The organism is Burkholderia sp. IT-111MI5, from assembly GCF_949752865.1.
Lineage (GTDB): Bacteria > Pseudomonadota > Gammaproteobacteria > Burkholderiales > Burkholderiaceae > Burkholderia > Burkholderia pyrrocinia_C.
On the sequence record NZ_CATKIF010000033.1, the window covers coordinates 139,017 to 156,100 of the forward strand.

Genomic DNA, 17,084 nt, shown 5'->3' on the forward strand with positions numbered 1-17,084 from the left:
AGGCCGCTGGAATCCGAAGACCATACGAAGCGCGAATGGCAGCGACATGGCGACTGTTACGGACCATTCCGGCCCCCGCGAAAAGGTCCGTAGCTTTTGTCATGGAAGGCCGGTCACGCCGGTTCGGGGTGCGTGCGGTGCACCGCGTCGAGCGCCCCGGCCACCCGCTCGAGCACCGCCGGCCAGTCGCCGGGCCGCGCCTGCCGGAACAGCGTCGCGGCCGGATACCACGGGCAGTCGTCGCGATCGAGCAGCCAGCGCCAGTCCGGCACGCGCGGCAGCAGCACCCACACGGGCCGCCCGAGCGCACCGGCCAGATGCGCGACCGACGTGTCGACGCTGATCACGAGATCGAGCGTGTCGACCAGCGCGGCCGTTTCGGCAAAATCCGTCAGCGCGTCCGCGAACGACAGCACGCCGCTCGCGGCGAGTGCCTCGACGTCGCGCGCACGCACCTGCGGCTGCAGGCTCACAAACGTCGCATCGCATGCGACGAGCGGCGCGAGCGCGGCGAACGGTATCGAGCGGTTCTCGTCGTTCGCGTGACGCGGATTGCCGGACCATGCGAGCCCGACCCGCAGCCGGCCCGGCGGCACAAGCGCGTCGAGGCGCTGCGCCCACGCAGCGCGCCGCCGCGCATCGGCGCGCAGGTACGGCACGTCGGCCGGCACCGTGTCGAGCGTCGTGCGGAACGCGTACGGCAGGCTCATCAGCGGACACTGCAGGTCGAACGCCGGCGTCGGCTGCCCCTCGGTGACGATCCGGCTCACGCCGCGCAGCGTGCCGAGCAGTTCGCCGAGCGCGGCCGGCGCTTCGACGATCACGGTCGCGCCAGCGTCGTGCGCGAGGCTCGCATAGCGGCAGAACTGCAGCGTGTCGCCGTAACCCTGTTCCGCGTGCAGCAGCAGCGTGCGGCCTGCGAGCGGTTCGTCGCCGGTCCACAGCGGCCGGTCCGCATGACGCCGACGCAGCATCACGTCGGCCGCGTCCCAGCGTGTCTCGTGCTGCCGCCAGCCCGCGTCGAAATCGCCCATCAGCAGCCGGCAGAACGCCTCCGACCGGCGCGCGGCGCCGTGGTGCGGATCGCGCCGGCACGCGTCGGCGTAGTCCGCCAGCGCCGCGTCGTAGTCGCCCAGATGCTGGCGCGCAACGGCGCGCGTAAACAATGCCTGCGCCGCTTCCGCCGGCGCGGCGGCCGCGGCCGCGTGGCTCGCGAGCGCTTCGTCGTAGCGGCCGAGCTGCTGCAATGCGAGCGCGCGGTTGTAATGCAGCTCCGCATGCGGTCCCGTCAGCGCGAGCGCCGCGTCGTAATCCGCAAGCGCATCGTCGTACCGGCCGAGCGCGCGCAGCGCGGCCGCGCTGTTGCGTCGCGCGTCGATGTCGTCGGGCTTGCGCGCCAGCGCTTCGCGATACGCGTACGCGGCTTCGTCGTAGCGTTCGAGCCCGAGCAGCGCATTGCCGCGCCCGACCCATGCGGCGACGTTGCCGCGATTCAGCGCGAGCAGCCGGTCGCAGCGCTTCAGCAATTCATCGCGGGCATGCAGCAGATCCAGCGCGACGCAGCTCGCGTACAGCAACTGTTCGTCGTTCGGTAGCCGTGCAAGCCCTTCGTCGAGACACGCGAGCGCGTCGGCCGGCCGACCGAGCTCGGTCATCACCACGCCGCACGCATAGACGAGATCGGGGGTCTTGCCGCGCACGACCATCGCGAGCTGATAGCTGTGCAGCGCCTGCTCGCGATGACCCAGCGCGCGCAGCGCATGCCCGCGTTCGGTATGCGCGGCCGGGTCGTTCGCATCGATCCGCAGCGCGCGCTCGATGCTGATCAGCGCATCGGCGGGCCGCTCGAGCCGCCTCAGCGTCTCGCCTCGCTTGCACCACGCCGCGGCGTGGGCCGGTTCGCGCACCAGCGCGCGATCGTAGGCCGCGAGCGCTGCGTCGTATTGTCCGAGCGCGAGCAGCGCATCGCCGCGCGCCGCATTCGACGGTGCATGGTCCGGATCGGCCGCGAGCGCGCGGTCGGCAACCGCGAGCGCGTCGCGATGACGACCGATGCCGGTCAGCGCCGCCGCGTGGTTCGCGAGATTCCACGGCTGGTTCAGCCCGAACCGCATCGACCGCGCAATCAGCGGCTCCGCCCGCGCGGGATCGCCGAGTTTCAGGTGCACGAGGCCGAGCAGGTGCAATGCCTCGACGTGGTCGGGCGCCATCGTCAGCACGCCTTCGTAGAGCCGCCCGGCCCCCGCGAAGTCGCGCTGTTCGAGACGCGTGCGCGCATTGCGTAGCGCATCGGCGAGCACCGCGCTCAACGGCACGGCGCCGACACCGAATCCGGCGAGCGGCGCAGCTTCACGGCGCGCACTCACCGCGCGCCCCCACCAACGAGCGTCGGCAAATCGGCCGCGATCCGCTCGACGACGGGCGCCCACTGCCCGCCCTCGGGCTGGCGGAACAATCGCGCGGACGGATACCACGGGCTGTCGTCACGCTCGAGCAGCCAGCGGAAATCGGGCGTATGCGGAATCATCAGCGCAAGCGGCCGGCCGAGCGCGCCGGCGAGGTGCGCGACGGACGTATCGACGCTGACGATGCCGTCCATCAGCGCGGTCAGCGCCGCCGTGTCGGCGAAGTCCGCCAGATCGTCGCCGACGAAGCGGACCGCGCTCGCATCGAGCACCGGCCGATCCTCGTCGCGGACCACCTTCTGCAGACTGATCCACTCGTAGCGGTCGTCGAACAGCGGCAGCAGATCCGCAAGCGTCATCGAGCGATTGCGGTCGTTCAGGTGCAGCGGGTTGCCGGACCACACGAGGCCGATGCGCGGTCGTGTCGATGCGCCGAGCCGTTCGCGCCAGCGCGCGACGCGCGCGGGATCGGCGGCGAGATACGGCACGTCCGCCGGAATCGACGCCAGGTCCGTGCGGAACTCGAGCGGCAGGCTCAGCAGCGGGCAATGCAGGTCGAACGGCGGCAGCGGTTCGCCGCGCGCGACGAGCGTGTCGACGCCGTCGAGCGTCGCGAACAGCGCCTTCAGTTCGACCGGCGTTTCGAGCACGACGCGTGCGCCGAGCGCTTTCACGAGCGGTACATAGCGGCAGAACTGCAACGTATCGCCGAGCCCCTGTTCCGGGTACAGCAGAATCGTCTTCCCGTCGAGCGGCATCCCGTGGGTCCAGCGCGGCTGCGCGAACGCGCGCCGGCTCGCGTCGAGCTGCGTGTCGCGCCAGCGCCATTCGTACTCGGCCCAGCCCGCTTCGAAATCGCCGATCGACAGGCACAGGAATGCGCGCATGCAGTGCGCGAGCACATAGTCGGGATCGAGTTCGATCGCGTCCGCATACGCCTGCCGCGCGGCGTCGTGACGTCGCAGCGCGCGCAGTGCGTTGCCTTTGTGAAAGTGCGCGAGCTTGTCGCGCGGCGTCGCGTCGAGCACGCCCGCGAAATCGTCGAGCGCGGCCTCGTAGCGGTGCGTTTCGAGCTGCACGCGGCCGCGCGTGAACCATGCGGGTACGAAACTCGCATCGAGCGCGAGCGCGCGGTCGCACATGTCGCGCGCATCGTCGTGACGTTCGACGCGCATCAGCGCGCTCGCGTAGTTGCACAGCACGCCGGTACTGCGCGGTTCCGCTTCGAGCGCGCGCGCATAGCTGTCGACCGCGTCACGGTAGCGCTCCAGGTGGCTGGCCGCGTTGCCGCGGTTCGCGAGCGCCCGCGCATGGCGCGGATCGATCGCGAGCACGCGGTCGCAGCGTCCGAGCGCCTCGTCGTGCCGGCCGAGCTGCTCGAGCGCGATCGAACTGTTGAAGATCGCATCGATGAAGGTCGGGCTCGTCGCGATCGCCGCATTGAAATCCGCGAGCGCACGTTCGGGATCGTGCAGGTCCAGATACGCGACGCCGCGCAGGAACAGCACCTCGGCGCTGCCCGGCGTCTGCGCGAGCGCGTGGCCATAGCTGTCGACCGCATCGCGGAAACGGCCGAGTTCGCGCAGCGCGAGACCGCGCGCGCGCATCGCGTCGAACGAACGCCCGCCGAGCGTGATCGAGCGGTCGCAGTCGGCAAGCGCTTCGTCATGGCGGCCGAGTGCGCGCAGCATGTCGCTGCGCTTCACATAGCCGTCGGCGAAACCGGGCGTCAGTTCGAGCAGGCGATCGTAGGCCATGCGTGCGTCGTCGTGCCGCGCGAGTTGCGCGAGCAGCCCGGCGCGCTGAAACAATACGCGCTGATGGACGGGATTGATCGCAAGCGCCTCGTCGAGGCGCGCGAGCGCATCGTGCGCTCGCCCGAGCCCGGCCAGCACCGCCGCGTAATTCGCGAGCGCGAGCGGCACCGGCCGGCGCTCGACCGAGCGTCGCATCAGCGGCTCGGCATCGTCGAGCCGCCCCTGCTGGAAGCGCACCGCGCCGAGCAGGTGCAGCGCCTCCGGATGCTCGGGATCGAGCGTCAGCAATTCGGCATACGCGTTCTCCGCATGCTGCAGCGCGCCGTCGTGGTGCGCCTTGCGCGCACGCAGGAGCAGCCGTTCGAGCTGCGCGGCGTCGGGCGGACGGCGATCCGGCGCGACCGGCGCGCTCGCGAATGTCGTCCCTTCCCCGTTCGGTGTCATCGTGTGGCTCCCACTGGTCGCTGTTCGCATCGCGTGTCGTGTCTAACGTGTCATCGGCTCGAGCGCGGCTCGCACCGCATCGATCGCGCCCGTCCAGTCCCCCGGCGCCGGCTGCCGGAACAGCCGCGCGGACGGATACCACGGGCTGTCGCCGCGCGTACGCATCCAGCGCCACTCCGGCGGATCGGGCAACAGCACCCAGACAGGGCGGCCCAGCGCGCCCGCCAGATGCGCGATCGCGGAATCGACCGCGATCACGAGATCCAGCGCGCCGATCAGCGCGGCCGTATCCGCGAAGTCGCCGAGTTCGTCGTCGACGCGGCGAACCGGTGCATCCGCGAGCAGCACCTCGTCGGGTTCGCGCACGGGCTTCTGCAGGCTGATCCAGTCGATGTCGAGATCGAACAGCGGCGCGAGCCGCGAGAAATCGATCGACCGGTTGTGATCGTTGCGATGCTCCGGATTGCCGGCCCATGCGAGCCCGATCCGCGGCCGGCGCCGTTCGCCGAGCAGCGCATCCCACTCTCGCGTGCGCTGCGGGTCCGCCTGCAGGTAGGCATCGGCGTGTGGAATGGTGGCTTCTTCGGTGCGAAACGCATGCGGCAGGCTCAACAGCGGCGCCTGGCAGTCGAATGCCGGCAGCAGCTCGCCGCGTGCGATCACGTCGGCCGTACCGGGCAACGACGCCATCAGCGCGCGCAGCGCCGGCTGCACCTCGAACACGACCCGTGCGCCGCGCGCGGCCACCAGCGGCACATAACGACAGAATTGCAGCGTATCGCCGAAGCCCTGTTCCGCATGAATCAGCACGGTCCTGCCGTCGAGCGGCGTGTCGCCCTGCCACGCCGGCTGCGTGAACGGCCGGTAGTGCCGCGCAAGCTGCGCATCGCGCAGCCGCCATTCGTATTCGGGCCAGCCGCGCGCGAAATCGCCTTCGATCAGATACAGCGACGCGCGCGCGAAATGCGCTTCGGCGTAGTCGGGACGCAGCGCGATCGCGCGGTCGTACGCGGCGAGCGCGTCGTCCGTACGTGCCGTTTCGAAATGCAGGTTGCCGCGATTGAGCCAGTTCGTCGCGTGATCGGGACGCAGCGCGAGCGCTCGGTCGAGCGACGCCATCGCTTCGTCGTAGCGATGCAGGTCCTGCAACACGCTGCTGCGGTTGGTCCACGCCTCGGCGAACCGTGCGTCGCGCTCAAGCGCCGCGTCGTAGCTGGCCAGCGCATCGTCGTAACGTTTCAGATAACGCAACGCGGTGCCGCGGTTGCACAACGTCTGAGCCGCGTGCGGATCGAGCGCCAGCGCGCGCGCATAACCGGCCAGCGCATCGTCGTAGCGCTTGAGCTGCAGCAACGCATTGCCACGGGTCGCATGAGCGCGGACATGCTCCGGATCGAGCATCAGCACGCGCTCGCAGCGGGCGAGCGATTCGTCGGCGCGACCGAGCCGTTCGAGCGCCACCGCGCTGTTGTAGAGCACGTCGATGCGCGCGGGATCGGACGCGATCGCTTCGTTGAAGGCGGCGAGCGCTTCGCCCGGCCGATCGAGCTCGATCAGCGTGCGGCCGCACTCGGCCACGATCGCGGCGACGCCGGGCCGGATCGCGTTGGCGCGATCGAAGCACTGCAGCGCATCGGCCGGCCGCTGCAGTTCGCGCAACACGAGGCCACGGTTGAACCACGATTCGAACGAACGCGGGTCGACCATCAGTGCGCGATCGTAGGTGTCGAGCGCTTCGTCGAAGCGGCCCAGCGCACGCAACGCACTACCGCGATTGCAGAGCGCATCGAGCACGAGCGGCGACACCGCGAGCGCGCGGTCGAACGATGCGAGTGCGTCGCCGTAGCGGCGCAGCCCGATCAGCGTATTGCCGTGACGCACGAGCGTCTGCACGTCGTCGGGCGTCGCGCGCAGCGCAGCCGCGAAATGCTCGAGCGCCTCGTCGACGCGGCCGCGCTCGCCGGCGATCGCGCCGAGATCCGACAGCGCGCGTGCGCCGGGTGCGATCGCGATCGACTGGCGCAGCAATGCTTCGGCGTCGTCCGCCGCGCCGCGCTGGAACTGCAGTAAGCCATACAGGTGCAGCGCGTGGGGATTGTCCGGCTCCTTCGCGAGCACGGCGAGATATTCGCGCGCAGCGTCGTCGAACCGTCCGGCGCTGTGCCAGTTTTGTGCGCGGCTCAGGATCGCCGCGGCTTGCTGTTGCCCGCGCGCGTCGTTTCCCGACGCGCCCGCGTGTGCATCATGCCGGTGCTCGACCGTCACGTTCGCCCCCTTCCCGTTTGCCGATGCCGCCGCTGACCCGACCGATGGAACCGGTCGCGGCGGTCATGCTCGCCACGAGACTAACGGACGGGCAATAACAGATGTATGACGAAAGTTACGGACCTTTTTGCCCGGGGGCGGAACGCGTTTCGGGCCGGGGCGGCACGCGCCGCCGTCATTGTCCGATCGGAATCGTCCGCACGTATTCGACCGCCGGCGAGCCCGTCGTGACCGCGAAGCGCACCCCGCGCGGCAGCGGCATCCCGAGTGACGTGATGTTGCTGATGCCGTGCTGCGCGAGAAACTGCGCGTAGGTCTGCTCGATGACGGTCTGGCTCGTCGTCCAGCCACCCGGCGGAATCCACACGGCCAGCTGCATCGACCGTGCATCGTTGCTGGCCACCACCCGCGCGAACGCATCCATGTGATGCAGCGCGTCTTCGACCTCGGTCAGCGACGCGAGCGGCTGCGACGCGCTGCGCGCGAGCTCGCGCCCGTTGAGCTGGTAGCGCACGACCTGCATCTGCGTCGGCCCGCCGCCGACACCCAGATGGCGCACCATCACCAGTTCGTTCGGGCGGATGCGCAGCGGCGGCCCGAACACTTCGTCGGCCGTCACCAGGTTCATCAGGTCGAACTGCAACTGGGAGAAATAGCGCCCGAGCAGACGCGTTTGCGCCAGATTCGACGCGATATCGTCGCGACCGCGGATCGTCGCGTCGAGGCCGCGCCACGACAGCAGCGCGATCACGGCGAGCAGCGCGATCGCGACCAGCATCTCGATCAACGTGAAGCCGCGGGCACGTGCCGCCGCGCGCGGTTCAGCGGCGCGCTTCATTCTGGACCACCGTGACGACTTCGGCGAGCATGTTGCGGCTCGACGCGGACGGATACACGCTCACCGTCACGCGACGCACGAGCGGGCTCGGCAGCGCGGCCACCGACTGGCGGCACACGAACCGGTAACGGCCCTGCGGACATGCAAACGTGTTCGTGCCGACGGGCGGCCAGGTCGACGCGATGCGGATCTCGCCGAGCGCGTTGTCGGCGCTCCACAACGCGAGCAGGCGCATGCGTGCCGTATCGGTATCCGACGCGAGCGCGCCGATCGCGCGCATCACGGCGCCCAGCGCCACCGCCACGATCGCCAGCGCGATCAGCACCTCGATCAGCGTGAATCCCCGTTCCGGCGCCCGCGCCGTGCGCGATCCGCCGCGCGCATGGCGGTTGTAGTCGGTGTAGTCGTCGCACATGACCTGCATTCTTGTCGATGGGTCGTCGCCCGCCGTCCGGCGCTCAAACCGCGGCGCAGGCCGCATCGCCGGCGCGACAGGCGCCGTGCGAGGACGTTAAGCGTTGCGTATGGCACACACGTGTCGAATGGTACGGACCATTTGGCACGGCAAGCGCGGGGGGGCCGGCGCGCCGGTGCACCGCGTGCGGTATCGCGCTATGCGCGCATCACGGCAGGCGGAAGACGGGAAACGGTCGGGAAAAACCGTCCGGCGGCAGGCGGCGGGCGGTGAAGGCGATCCTCGGGCGGGATCGACGCGACGGCGTCAGGCCGTCACGGCGGCGTCATACTCGGCGCGGGCAAGCTGGCCGGCGGCGTACGCCTCGGCTTCGCCGCGAAAGCCTTCCCGGCTGAATGCGACGACTTTCACACCGACGCCGGTCGCCCGCTTCACCGTCAGCGCCCATTGCCATCCGCCGTCTTGTTCGAAGACGTGCAGCGAGGGTTCGAAGGAAGGGTCGAGTACGGTCACGCGTTATGCTCCTGCCCCGTTGCACGTTGCATCGGCAACGCACGGGGGCATGTCGAAAAGATCGCGCCGGGATGCGACGCGTTTCAGCCATTCGACAGTCTAGTCAATGATTGTTGCGACGCACCATCAGAGGTTTCACTCATCTATCGGAACCGGGCGGTCGATCGAATATGTCTGAAACCCATATGGGACGGGCCTCAGAGCCGCTTCAGGCCGCATGACACGACGCTCATGCGGCAACGTGCCGCATGAGCAGCCGATTGCTTGCATCGGCCGTTCGTGGGTCGCAAAAACGGGGCGCGAATAGCCCGGCCACCCGGGCACCGCTGTGACAGCCTGCCGCTACCGGCCCGTACCGGCGGGCATCACGCGCCGGAATGTCAGGTTGACGCGCTCGCCCTGCACGCTCGGCGCCTTCGGCACGCGATGCTGCCATTCGGCCTGCGTGCGCCCGCGCATCACCAGCAGGCTGCCATGCACGAGGCGATATGCATGCGTGACGCCGGTCGCGCGATGACGAAGATCGAACACGCGCATCGCTCCGAGGCTCACCGACGCGATCACCGGCGCATCGCCGAGCTCTGGCTCGTTGTCCGCGTGCCAGCCCAGGCTGTCCTGCCCGTTGCGGTAGCGATTGAGCAGCACGCTGTTGAAGTGCGCGCCGCACGTCGCCTCGACCGCGTGCTTCAGGTCGAGCACGGCCGGCGTCCACGGCGCCGGCACGTTGCGGATCCCCGAATACACGTAGACGGCATCGGGCTCGCCCTGCCACGCGGTGAGCCTCGGCAACGGAATGCGTCCGCGCGGCGTGCGGATCGTGTCCTGCCGCCACGCGACCTCGCCGATCAGCGCGGCCAGCGCGCGGTCGGCGTCGGGCTGCGCGAGCCAGTCCGGGTACCAGTCCACGTCTGGCGCGGGCGTATCAGCGAAGAGATCGGACGTCGACATGTCGGGAGGAAACGGGCGATGAGCGGGACGAACAGCGCATGTCTGCATACTAGCCAACGGCGCCGCGCGCCGCCATGCGCTGTCATTCGCCGATGCAAGGAAACCGCCGCGCACCGCACTGTGCGTTCGCGCATCACACTATCATCGCGGCGTGTCGCGGCGCCCTGCCGCAAGGCGCCGCTTGCTTCCGCCATGCCTGCCGGCGCGACCCGGCCGCTTTCTTTCCGGATCCCATCATGACGACGCTCTCCGATTCCGCCCTCGATCAACTGTTCCTCACCGCGCGCACGCACAACGCGTGGCAGGACAAACCCGTCGACGACGCGCTGCTGCACCGGCTGATCGACCTGACTAAATTCGGCCCGACGTCGGCGAACTCGAGCCCCGCGCGCTTCGTGTTCGTCAAGTCGCCCGAAGCGAAGGCGCGCCTGAAGCCCGCGTTGTCCAAAGGCAATCTCGCGAAGACGATGGCCGCGCCCGTCACCGTGATCGTCGCGATGGATTTCGCGTTCCTCGATCACCTGCCGCGCCTGTTCCCGCGCGCCGACGCACGCAGCTGGTTCGCCGGCAACGATGCGCTGATCGAGGCCACCGCGTTCCGCAATTCGTCGCTGCAAGGCGCGTACCTGATCCTCGCCGCACGCGCGCTCGGCCTCGATGCGGGCCCGATGTCGGGCTTCGACAACGCGCAGGTCGATGCCGAATTCTTCGCGGGCACCGCGATCAAGAGCAACTTCCTCGTGAATCTCGGCTACGGCGATCCGGCCGGCCTGTTCCCGCGCAGCCCGCGCTTCGACTTCGACGATATCGCCCGCATCGAATGACGGGGCTCGCTAGCCGCCGCTCGTCAACCGGATCAGCGTGATCTCGGACGGCACGCCGAAGCGGTTCGGCGGCCCCCAGTATCCGGTGCCGCGGCTCGTATAGAGCCACAGATCGCCGAAGCGGCTCAGCCCGCCGATCACCGGCTGCTGCATCCGCACGAACGGCGGCCACGGCAGGAACTGGCCGCCGTGTGTGTGCCCCGACAGTTGCACGGTAAAACCCGCGCGGCTCGCCGCTTCCGCGCTGCGCGGCTGGTGCGCGAGCAGGATCTTGGTGCCGACGTCGTGCGGCGCGCCGGCCAGCGCCTGCTCGGGGTCGCTCCGATGCGCGGGATCGAACCCGCCCGCCGTGAAGTCGGTCACGCCCGCGAGCACCGCGCGCGCGCCGTCGTGCTCGATCAGCACGTGCTCGTTCAGCAGCACCGTCAGCCCGATGCGCCGGAATTCGTCGATCCACGCGTGCGCGCCCGCGTAATACTCGTGGTTGCCCGTCACGAGAAAGCTGCCGTGCCGCGACTGCATGCGGCCGAGCGGCGCGGTGTGTTCGCGCAGGCGCTTGACCGAACCATCGACCACGTCGCCCGTCACGACGACGAGGTCGGCATCGAGCGCATTGACCGCACGCACGATCCGTTCGATATAGGGCCGCTTGATCGTCGGCCCGACGTGGATGTCGGACAGTTGCACGATCGTCAGCCCGTCGAGCGCGGCCGGCAGCCCGGCGACCGGAATCGACACGCGCTTGACCGCCGCCGTGCGGCGCGCGCCGACGAACCCGATCGCGGTGACGAGCACCGCGGCCGCGAGCACGCCGAGCGCCGTGTCGGCCGCGGCGCCGCTCCACGCGCCGTCGTGCCCGAGCTGCCGCCAAGCGAACACGCCGAGCAGCACGAACTCGCGCAGGAACGTCAGCACCAGCAGCGACGAAAAGAAACCCATCAGGAGCGCGCCGGTCCAGCCTGCCAGCGTCGCGGCCCAGCCTTCGTCGAAGCGGCGCGAGAACATGCCGACCGGGATCAGCACGACGAAGCTCGCCAGCACGAGCGCCGCGATCGTGCGCGCGACCGGCGACGCGAACGCGTCGGGAATGATCCGCATCCCGACATACAGATGGAACAGCACGCCGATTGCAATGAACCGGACAAAGAAACTTCGCATGGAGCGCTCACCTTCGTTGCGATACGGCTTCCGCGACGCGCGTCGTACGGGGCCGTGACGCCCCGGGCCGCGCTTCGCACCATACGCACGATGGTACACAGATCCCGGCCGCGACGACCGGTCGCGGCCGCCGGTGGTGACTCGCGCGGCTTCGCGCGGTAATCGGCCGTTTCCACGCCGATTCCGCCGCATCGGCGCGGCAAATTTCGCCAGCCCTCTTTCGTCTTACGATCCTTTACAGTCCGTTAGCAACCCTACACGAGCTTGCGCTGGCAGAATCACGGCGATCCGGCCGCCCCGCCGCCGAAACGCGATGCCGGACGGGCCGGCACCACCGCCAGCGCGACCGCGACCGGCCATGGCCCGTGCCGCCCCCCTCGAGACGGACGGCTGGCGATCCGCATCGCGCTGCTTTATTATCGGCCCCGTATCTCGGAATCGTCGTCGCGGCGACGAACCGCATTGCGCCGTGCCCGGCATCCACCCCCATCGTCGAGCTCGTCACCCCATGAGAAAAACAACGCCGCGCGCGCCCCTGCGCGTCGCCGCCGTCCTGGCGCCAGCCCTGCCGCTCGCGGGCTGCGCATCGCGCGGCGCACCGTCGTACGTGCTGTTCGGCGCGTATTTCCCGCTCTGGCTCGTCAGCGCGATCGTCGGCATCGTCGGCGCGATCGTTGCGCACCGCGTGTTCGTCGCGACCGGCTGGGCCGCCACGGTCCCTTACCAGCTTGCCGTCTGCACCGCGATCGGGCTCGTGATCGCCGTGATCGTCTGGCTCACCGGCACGGGGCCGTTCGCATGAAGGCCGCCGGAACCGCCCGCCCCTCCTTCAAAGGCCGCGTGATCGCGCTCGCGATCGTCGCGCTCGGCATCGCGGCGCTCGCGTATGCATACCACCGCACGACGGCCTACCCGTCCACCGACGACGCATCGATCGACGCGGACGTCGTGCATGTCGCATCGCCTGTCGGCGGGCGCATCGTGCGGCTCGCTGTGCATGAAAACCAGCGCGTCGCGAAAGGCGACCTGCTGTACGAAATCGATCCCGTACCGTACCGGCTGACGGTTGCGCAGGCGCAAGCCGATCTCGAGCTCGCGCGCGCATCGCTCGACACGCGCCGCCGTTCGCTGATCGGCGAACGCTCGAACGCGGCGGTCGCCGCCGAGCAGGTCAAGCGCGCGACGCAGAACGCCGACCTCGCGACGCGCGACGTGAACCGGCTCGCGCCGCTCGCCGCGCAGGGCTACGTCAGCGCGCAGCAGTTCGACCAGGCGAAGGTCCGCCAGCGCGACGCGGCCGTGTCGCTCGCGCAGGCGCAAGAACAGCAGCGCGCGTCCGCGCAGACGATCGGCGACGAAGCCGACGCGATCGCGACGCTGCATGCGCGCGAGGCCGCGCTGGCCCGCGCGCAGCACGCGCTCGACGATACGATCGTGCGTGCGCCGCACAACGGGCTCGTGACGGGCCTGACCGTGCTCGCCGGCGAAACCCTCGCGCCGAACCAGTCGATCTTTACGCTGATCGACGCGAGCGAATGGTTCGCCGTCGGCAATTTCCGCGAAACGTCGCTGAACCGCATCGAGGTCGGCGACTGCGCGACCGTCTATTCGATGATCGACCGCAGCCGCCCGATGACGGGCAAGGTCGTCGGCATCGGCGCGGGCATCGCGGACAGTGCTCGCATCAACCTGCCGCGCTCGCTGCCGATCGTGCAGAACTCGGTGAACTGGGTGCACGTCGCGCAGCGCTTCCCCGTGCGCGTGAAGCTCGACGAACCCGACGGCAAGCTCGTGCGCGTCGGCGCCAGCGCGATCGTCGAGGTCCGGCATGGCACTGCCTGCCGCTGACGTCCGCTCGCCGGGCCCGCGCGAAGTCCTGCGGCTGCTGGCACCGTTTCCGGGGCGCACGGCGATCGCCGTGCGCGTCGCGCTGATCTGCGCGCTGGTCGTGCTCGTGACGAGCGGCTACGGCACGCCGGAAGCCGCGATCTCCGCGTATGTCGTGTTCTTCCTGAACCGTGCCGACCGCGTGACGAGCGTCGTGCTCGCGGTCGCGATGCTGCTGCTCGTCACGGTCGTGATCGCGCTCGTGATGGGCGTCGCGATCTTCAGCATCGATTATTCGATCCTGCGGGTCGCCTGCATGACCGTGATGTCGATCGGCTTGCTCTACCTGACATCCGCCAGCAAGCTGCGCCCGGTCGGCGCGATCCTCGCGATGATCGTCGGCTTCGGGCTCGACCAGCTCGGACTGGCGCCGTTCGGCGAAGCCGCGACGCGCGCGCTGCTCTATGCATGGCTGATGGTCGCGATCCCGGTCGGTGTCGCGATCGTCGTCAACCTGCTGATCGCGCCGTCGCCGCGCAAGCTCGTACACGCGCAGCTCGCGAAACGGCTGCGGCTCGCCGCGCGGCGGCTGCGCGGCGATGACAGCGGCGACTCTCGCACCGCGTTCGACGCGAGCCTGCGCGAAGGCGACAAGCAGTTGCTCACGCGGCTCAAGCTGTCGAAGCTCGAAGGCTCGTCGGCAACCGCCGACGTCGTCGCGCTGCGGCAGGCCATCGCATCGAGCACCGCGCTGCTCGTCGCGGTCGCGCTCGCCGACCGCGAACCCGACGCGCGGCTGCCCGACGCGTTTGTCAAGCCGATCGCGACGACGCTCGACGAGATGGCCGCCATCCTCGAACGCGGCGGCTATCCGGTCGACGTGACGCTCACGCTGCCGGCAGCCGATGCGCTGCCGCCGCTCGCGCGCGTCGTCGCGACGGATCTGCACACGGCGATCACACTCTTCGCGGAACCGGCCGAGGCCGATGCTTCGACCGACACAGCCCACGCGCACGCCGCCGACACGCCTGCCGAACCCGCCGCACCGCCTGCCCCCGGCGGCGGCTTCTTCCTGCCCGACGCGCGCACCAATCCCGACCACGTCCGCTATGCGCTGAAAACGACGGCAGCGGCGATGTTCTGCTACCTGCTGTACTCGCAGCTCGACTGGTCGGGCATCCATACCTGCTTCATCACCTGCTACATGGTGTCGCTCGGCTCGACGGCCGAAACGGTCGAGAAGCTCACGCTGCGCATCGCCGGCTGCATCGTCGGCGCGCTGCTCGGTACGGCCGCGCTCGTGTTCGTCGTGCCGTCGCTGTCGTCGATCGGCGAGCTGATGGCGCTCGTGTTCGCCGGCGCATGGCTCGCCGCGTGGATCGCGTTCGGGTCGCCGCGCATCGCCTACGCTGGCTTCCAGGTCGCATTCGCGTTCTTCCTGTGCGTGATCCAGGGCGCGGGCCCCGGCTTCGACCTGACGCTCGCGCGCGATCGCACGATCGGCATCCTGCTCGGCAACGTGGTCGTGTATCTCGTGTTTACGCGCATCTGGCCCGTCAGCATCGGCAAGCAGATCGACACGGCGCTCGCGGCGCTGCTCGACCAGTGGCGGCGCGTCGCGCAGATCGCACAGCCGGCCGAACGGCGCGCGCTGGCCGCCGAAGCGTTCGCACGCCACGGCGCGATCGCGCAGGAGCTCGGCCTGATCCATTACGAACCGTCGTGGGTGCGGCCGGCCGCCACGTGGCTCGCCGCGCGACGGCGCGCACTCGCGGAACTCGGCGCGCTCGAAGGCCCGCTGTTCCTGCTCGCCGAGCGCGCACCGGGCGACGCCGCGATCGGCGCGCGGCTCGCACGCGTGGTCGACCTGCACGACGACGAAGCCGCGCCTCGCGCGGATTCCCCCGCGCCACCGGCCCCACCGCCGAATGCCGCCCCCACCGACCCCGCACGCGACGCGCTGCTGAACCTGATCGACACGCGGCTCGCGCACATCGCCGACGCCGCCCGTCAAGACACACCGAAGGAGCCTGCCCCCCATGCGCCTACCTGAACCGCCGGCCGCGTCGATCGCCGCCGCCGCCCTCGCGACCGCCGTCGCGCTGGCCGGCTGCGCGACGTCGTCGATCGATCTGGCGCCGGAGGCGTCCGATCGCCCGTGGCAGCCGCAGACCTCGGCCGCGGGCGACATCGTGCCCGCACCGCCGCGCGCGACCGCGCAAGGCGCGCACGACTACACGCTGCCGGCCACGCCCGCGCTCGCGTCGGTAGCGCCGCCTGCCGCGCTCGATGCCGCGCATGCGTACACGCTGCCCGAGCTGATCGACCTCGCCGAATCGGCGAACCCGCTGACGCGCATCGCATGGAACGACGCGCGCAATGCGGCGCTCGCGGTCGGCATCGCGAAAGCCGCCTACCTGCCGAAGCTGTCGGCAACGGCCATGGGCGCGTACCAGGCGAGCCACGGCTCGACGTCGACGATACTCGGTGACTCGTCGAGCGACACGACCGCGCACGGCACGATCTCGGCGCTGTCGCTGCAATGGCTGCTGTTCGATTTCGGCGGGCGCGCGGCGCGCGTCGAAGCGGCCGAACAGGCGTCGATCGCATCGAACGTCGCGTTCACGGCCGTGCACCAGCAAGTGATCCACGACGTGACCGTCGCGTACTACCGGTACGAAGCCGCGCGCTCGCGCGCACTCAGCGCGCAGCAGGGCCTCGCGAACGCGGACGCGATCCTCGCGGCGTCCCGCGCGCGGCTCAAGCATGGCGTCGGCACGGTCGTCGAGCTCGCGCAGGCGACGCAGAACCGTGCGCAGGCGAACCTCGCGCTCGTACAGGCGAGCGGCACGGAGAGCGACAGCTACCTCGCCCTCGTGTCCGCGCTCGGCATCTCGCCGCTGTCGAAACCGACGATCGCCGCGCTGCCGAAGCGGCCGCTGCCGCCCGCGCTCGGTTCGTCGGTCGACGCGATCGTGTCGGACGCGATCGCGCGCCGCCCCGACCTGCAGGGCGCGTTTGCGCTCGAAAAAGCCAATCGCGCGAAGATCAAGGCCGCCGAAGCCGCGTTCATGCCGAAGATATTCCTGTCCGCTTCGACGTCGTATGCGAGCGGCGGCACGGCCATCACCGCACTGCCCGCGATCGGCGACCAGGCGCCGACCGTCAACCTGAACGGCAGCCGCTACGGCGGCGGCGTGTTCCTCGGCGTGACGATCCCGCTGTACGACGGCGGCCTGCGTTCGGCCGTGCTGATGCAGGCGCGCAACGACGCGCAAAGCGCATCCGCGCGCCTCACGCGGACCAAGGAGGAAGCCGTCCGCCAGGTCGTCGCCGCGCAGAACGCGGTGCAGACGAGCCTCGCGTCGCACGACGCCGCGACCGCGCTCGTCGATGCCGCGCAGACGAGCTACGATGCGGCGCTGACCGCGTACCGGAACGGCGTCGGCTCGGTCACCGATACGACGATCGCGCAAAGCCAGCTGCTCGCAGCGCGGAATGCGGAGGTCGACAGCTACGCCGGCGCGCTGTCGGCGGCTGCCGCGCTCGCGCTCGCAACCGGGACGATCGGCTCCGCGCAGTAGCGCAACCGCCGCCGGGCGGTTGACGCATGCGCACGCCGCCCACTAGAATGCCGCCCATTCTTCCTTCAGGAACCATCGTGGACAGTTGCAGCACTCCGTTGCGTGC

At 70.0% G+C, this 17,084-nt stretch carries 13 protein-coding genes; 5 read left to right on the plus strand and 8 right to left on the minus strand.

The window, feature by feature from the left end; translation table 11 throughout:
* Positions 1-113 precede the first annotated feature (113 nt).
* The 7 genes from ACM6JT_RS22485 to ACM6JT_RS22515 all read right to left on the minus strand — a co-directional run bounded on the left by ACM6JT_RS22485 (position 114) and on the right by ACM6JT_RS22515 (position 9,585).
* Positions 114-2,366 carry a tetratricopeptide repeat protein gene (locus ACM6JT_RS22485; RefSeq protein WP_414857332.1) on the minus strand — a complete coding sequence of 751 codons (2,253 nt, stop codon included), beginning with the start codon at positions 2,364-2,366 and terminating at the stop codon, positions 114-116.
* A complete protein-coding gene (locus tag ACM6JT_RS22490; protein WP_414857333.1) occupies positions 2,363-4,606 on the minus strand; it encodes a tetratricopeptide repeat protein in 2,244 nt (747 codons plus the stop codon). Before ACM6JT_RS22490 ends, ACM6JT_RS22485 begins: the two co-directional genes overlap by 4 nt.
* A gap of 42 nt (positions 4,607-4,648) precedes the next feature.
* The gene (locus ACM6JT_RS22495) at positions 4,649-6,871 is read right to left on the minus strand and encodes a tetratricopeptide repeat protein (protein WP_414857334.1); all 2,223 of its coding nucleotides are present in this window, start codon (positions 6,869-6,871) and stop codon (positions 4,649-4,651) included.
* Positions 6,872-7,046: 175 nt separating this feature from the next.
* Positions 7,047-7,709: a type II secretion system protein J gene (locus tag ACM6JT_RS22500; RefSeq protein WP_414857335.1), complete on the minus strand. Its 663-nt coding sequence runs from the start codon at positions 7,707-7,709 to the stop codon at positions 7,047-7,049.
* Positions 7,693-8,124: a type II secretion system minor pseudopilin GspI gene (gene gspI, locus ACM6JT_RS22505; protein WP_414857336.1), complete on the minus strand. Its 432-nt coding sequence runs from the start codon at positions 8,122-8,124 to the stop codon at positions 7,693-7,695. Before gspI ends, ACM6JT_RS22500 begins: the two co-directional genes overlap by 17 nt.
* A 306-nt stretch (positions 8,125-8,430) precedes the next feature.
* Complete coding sequence (locus ACM6JT_RS22510; protein WP_034180396.1) at positions 8,431-8,637, minus strand: hypothetical protein; 207 nt, start codon at positions 8,635-8,637, stop codon at positions 8,431-8,433.
* A gap of 342 nt (positions 8,638-8,979) precedes the next feature.
* Positions 8,980-9,585 (minus strand): alpha-ketoglutarate-dependent dioxygenase AlkB family protein, encoded by a 606-nt coding sequence (locus ACM6JT_RS22515; RefSeq protein WP_051983664.1) that lies wholly within the window; start codon positions 9,583-9,585, stop codon positions 8,980-8,982.
* A 236-nt stretch (positions 9,586-9,821) separates the two neighbouring features.
* Between ACM6JT_RS22515 and ACM6JT_RS22520 the strand changes: the two genes are divergently transcribed.
* Entirely contained in the window at positions 9,822-10,409 is a 588-nt protein-coding gene (locus ACM6JT_RS22520; protein ID WP_414857337.1) for a malonic semialdehyde reductase, read from the plus strand.
* Positions 10,410-10,418: 9 nt separating this feature from the next.
* Here the strand turns inward: ACM6JT_RS22520 and ACM6JT_RS22525 are convergent, their stop codons facing one another.
* Positions 10,419-11,567, minus strand: coding sequence for a metallophosphoesterase (locus tag ACM6JT_RS22525; protein WP_414857338.1), 1,149 nt, complete (start codon positions 11,565-11,567; stop codon positions 10,419-10,421).
* A gap of 508 nt (positions 11,568-12,075) precedes the next feature.
* On the opposite strand from ACM6JT_RS22525, the gene ACM6JT_RS22530 reads away from it, so the two are divergent.
* From ACM6JT_RS22530 to ACM6JT_RS22545, 4 genes are read left to right on the plus strand one after another with little or no spacing between them, the layout of a single operon-like run.
* The gene (locus ACM6JT_RS22530) at positions 12,076-12,369 is read left to right on the plus strand and encodes a hypothetical protein (RefSeq protein WP_034180399.1); all 294 of its coding nucleotides are present in this window, start codon (positions 12,076-12,078) and stop codon (positions 12,367-12,369) included.
* Complete coding sequence (gene mdtN / locus ACM6JT_RS22535; protein WP_105392091.1) at positions 12,366-13,415, plus strand: multidrug transporter subunit MdtN; 1,050 nt, start codon at positions 12,366-12,368, stop codon at positions 13,413-13,415. Before ACM6JT_RS22530 ends, mdtN begins: the two co-directional genes overlap by 4 nt.
* A complete protein-coding gene (locus ACM6JT_RS22540; RefSeq protein WP_414857339.1) occupies positions 13,396-15,447 on the plus strand; it encodes an FUSC family protein in 2,052 nt (683 codons plus the stop codon). The genes mdtN and ACM6JT_RS22540 overlap by 20 nt, the downstream gene beginning before the upstream one ends.
* On the plus strand, positions 15,434-16,978 hold the full coding sequence (locus tag ACM6JT_RS22545) for a TolC family protein (protein ID WP_034180402.1): 1,545 nt from the start codon (positions 15,434-15,436) through the stop codon (positions 16,976-16,978). The genes ACM6JT_RS22540 and ACM6JT_RS22545 overlap by 14 nt, the downstream gene beginning before the upstream one ends.
* The last annotated feature ends 106 nt before the right edge of the window (positions 16,979-17,084 follow it).

Coding starts and splice junctions, on each gene's coding strand:
- ACM6JT_RS22545 (WP_034180402.1), top strand. CDS start 15,434: ATGCGCCTACCTGAACCGCCGGCCGCGTCGATCGCCGCCGCCGCCCTC.
- ACM6JT_RS22525 (WP_414857338.1), bottom strand. CDS start 11,567: ATGCGAAGTTTCTTTGTCCGGTTCATTGCAATCGGCGTGCTGTTCCAT.
- ACM6JT_RS22530 (WP_034180399.1), top strand. CDS start 12,076: ATGAGAAAAACAACGCCGCGCGCGCCCCTGCGCGTCGCCGCCGTCCTG.
- ACM6JT_RS22520 (WP_414857337.1), top strand. CDS start 9,822: ATGACGACGCTCTCCGATTCCGCCCTCGATCAACTGTTCCTCACCGCG.
- ACM6JT_RS22490 (WP_414857333.1), bottom strand. CDS start 4,606: ATGACACCGAACGGGGAAGGGACGACATTCGCGAGCGCGCCGGTCGCG.
- ACM6JT_RS22515 (WP_051983664.1), bottom strand. CDS start 9,585: ATGTCGACGTCCGATCTCTTCGCTGATACGCCCGCGCCAGACGTGGAC.
- ACM6JT_RS22500 (WP_414857335.1), bottom strand. CDS start 7,709: ATGAAGCGCGCCGCTGAACCGCGCGCGGCGGCACGTGCCCGCGGCTTC.
- ACM6JT_RS22540 (WP_414857339.1), top strand. CDS start 13,396: ATGGCACTGCCTGCCGCTGACGTCCGCTCGCCGGGCCCGCGCGAAGTC.
- gspI (WP_414857336.1), bottom strand. CDS start 8,124: ATGTGCGACGACTACACCGACTACAACCGCCATGCGCGCGGCGGATCG.
- mdtN (WP_105392091.1), top strand. CDS start 12,366: ATGAAGGCCGCCGGAACCGCCCGCCCCTCCTTCAAAGGCCGCGTGATC.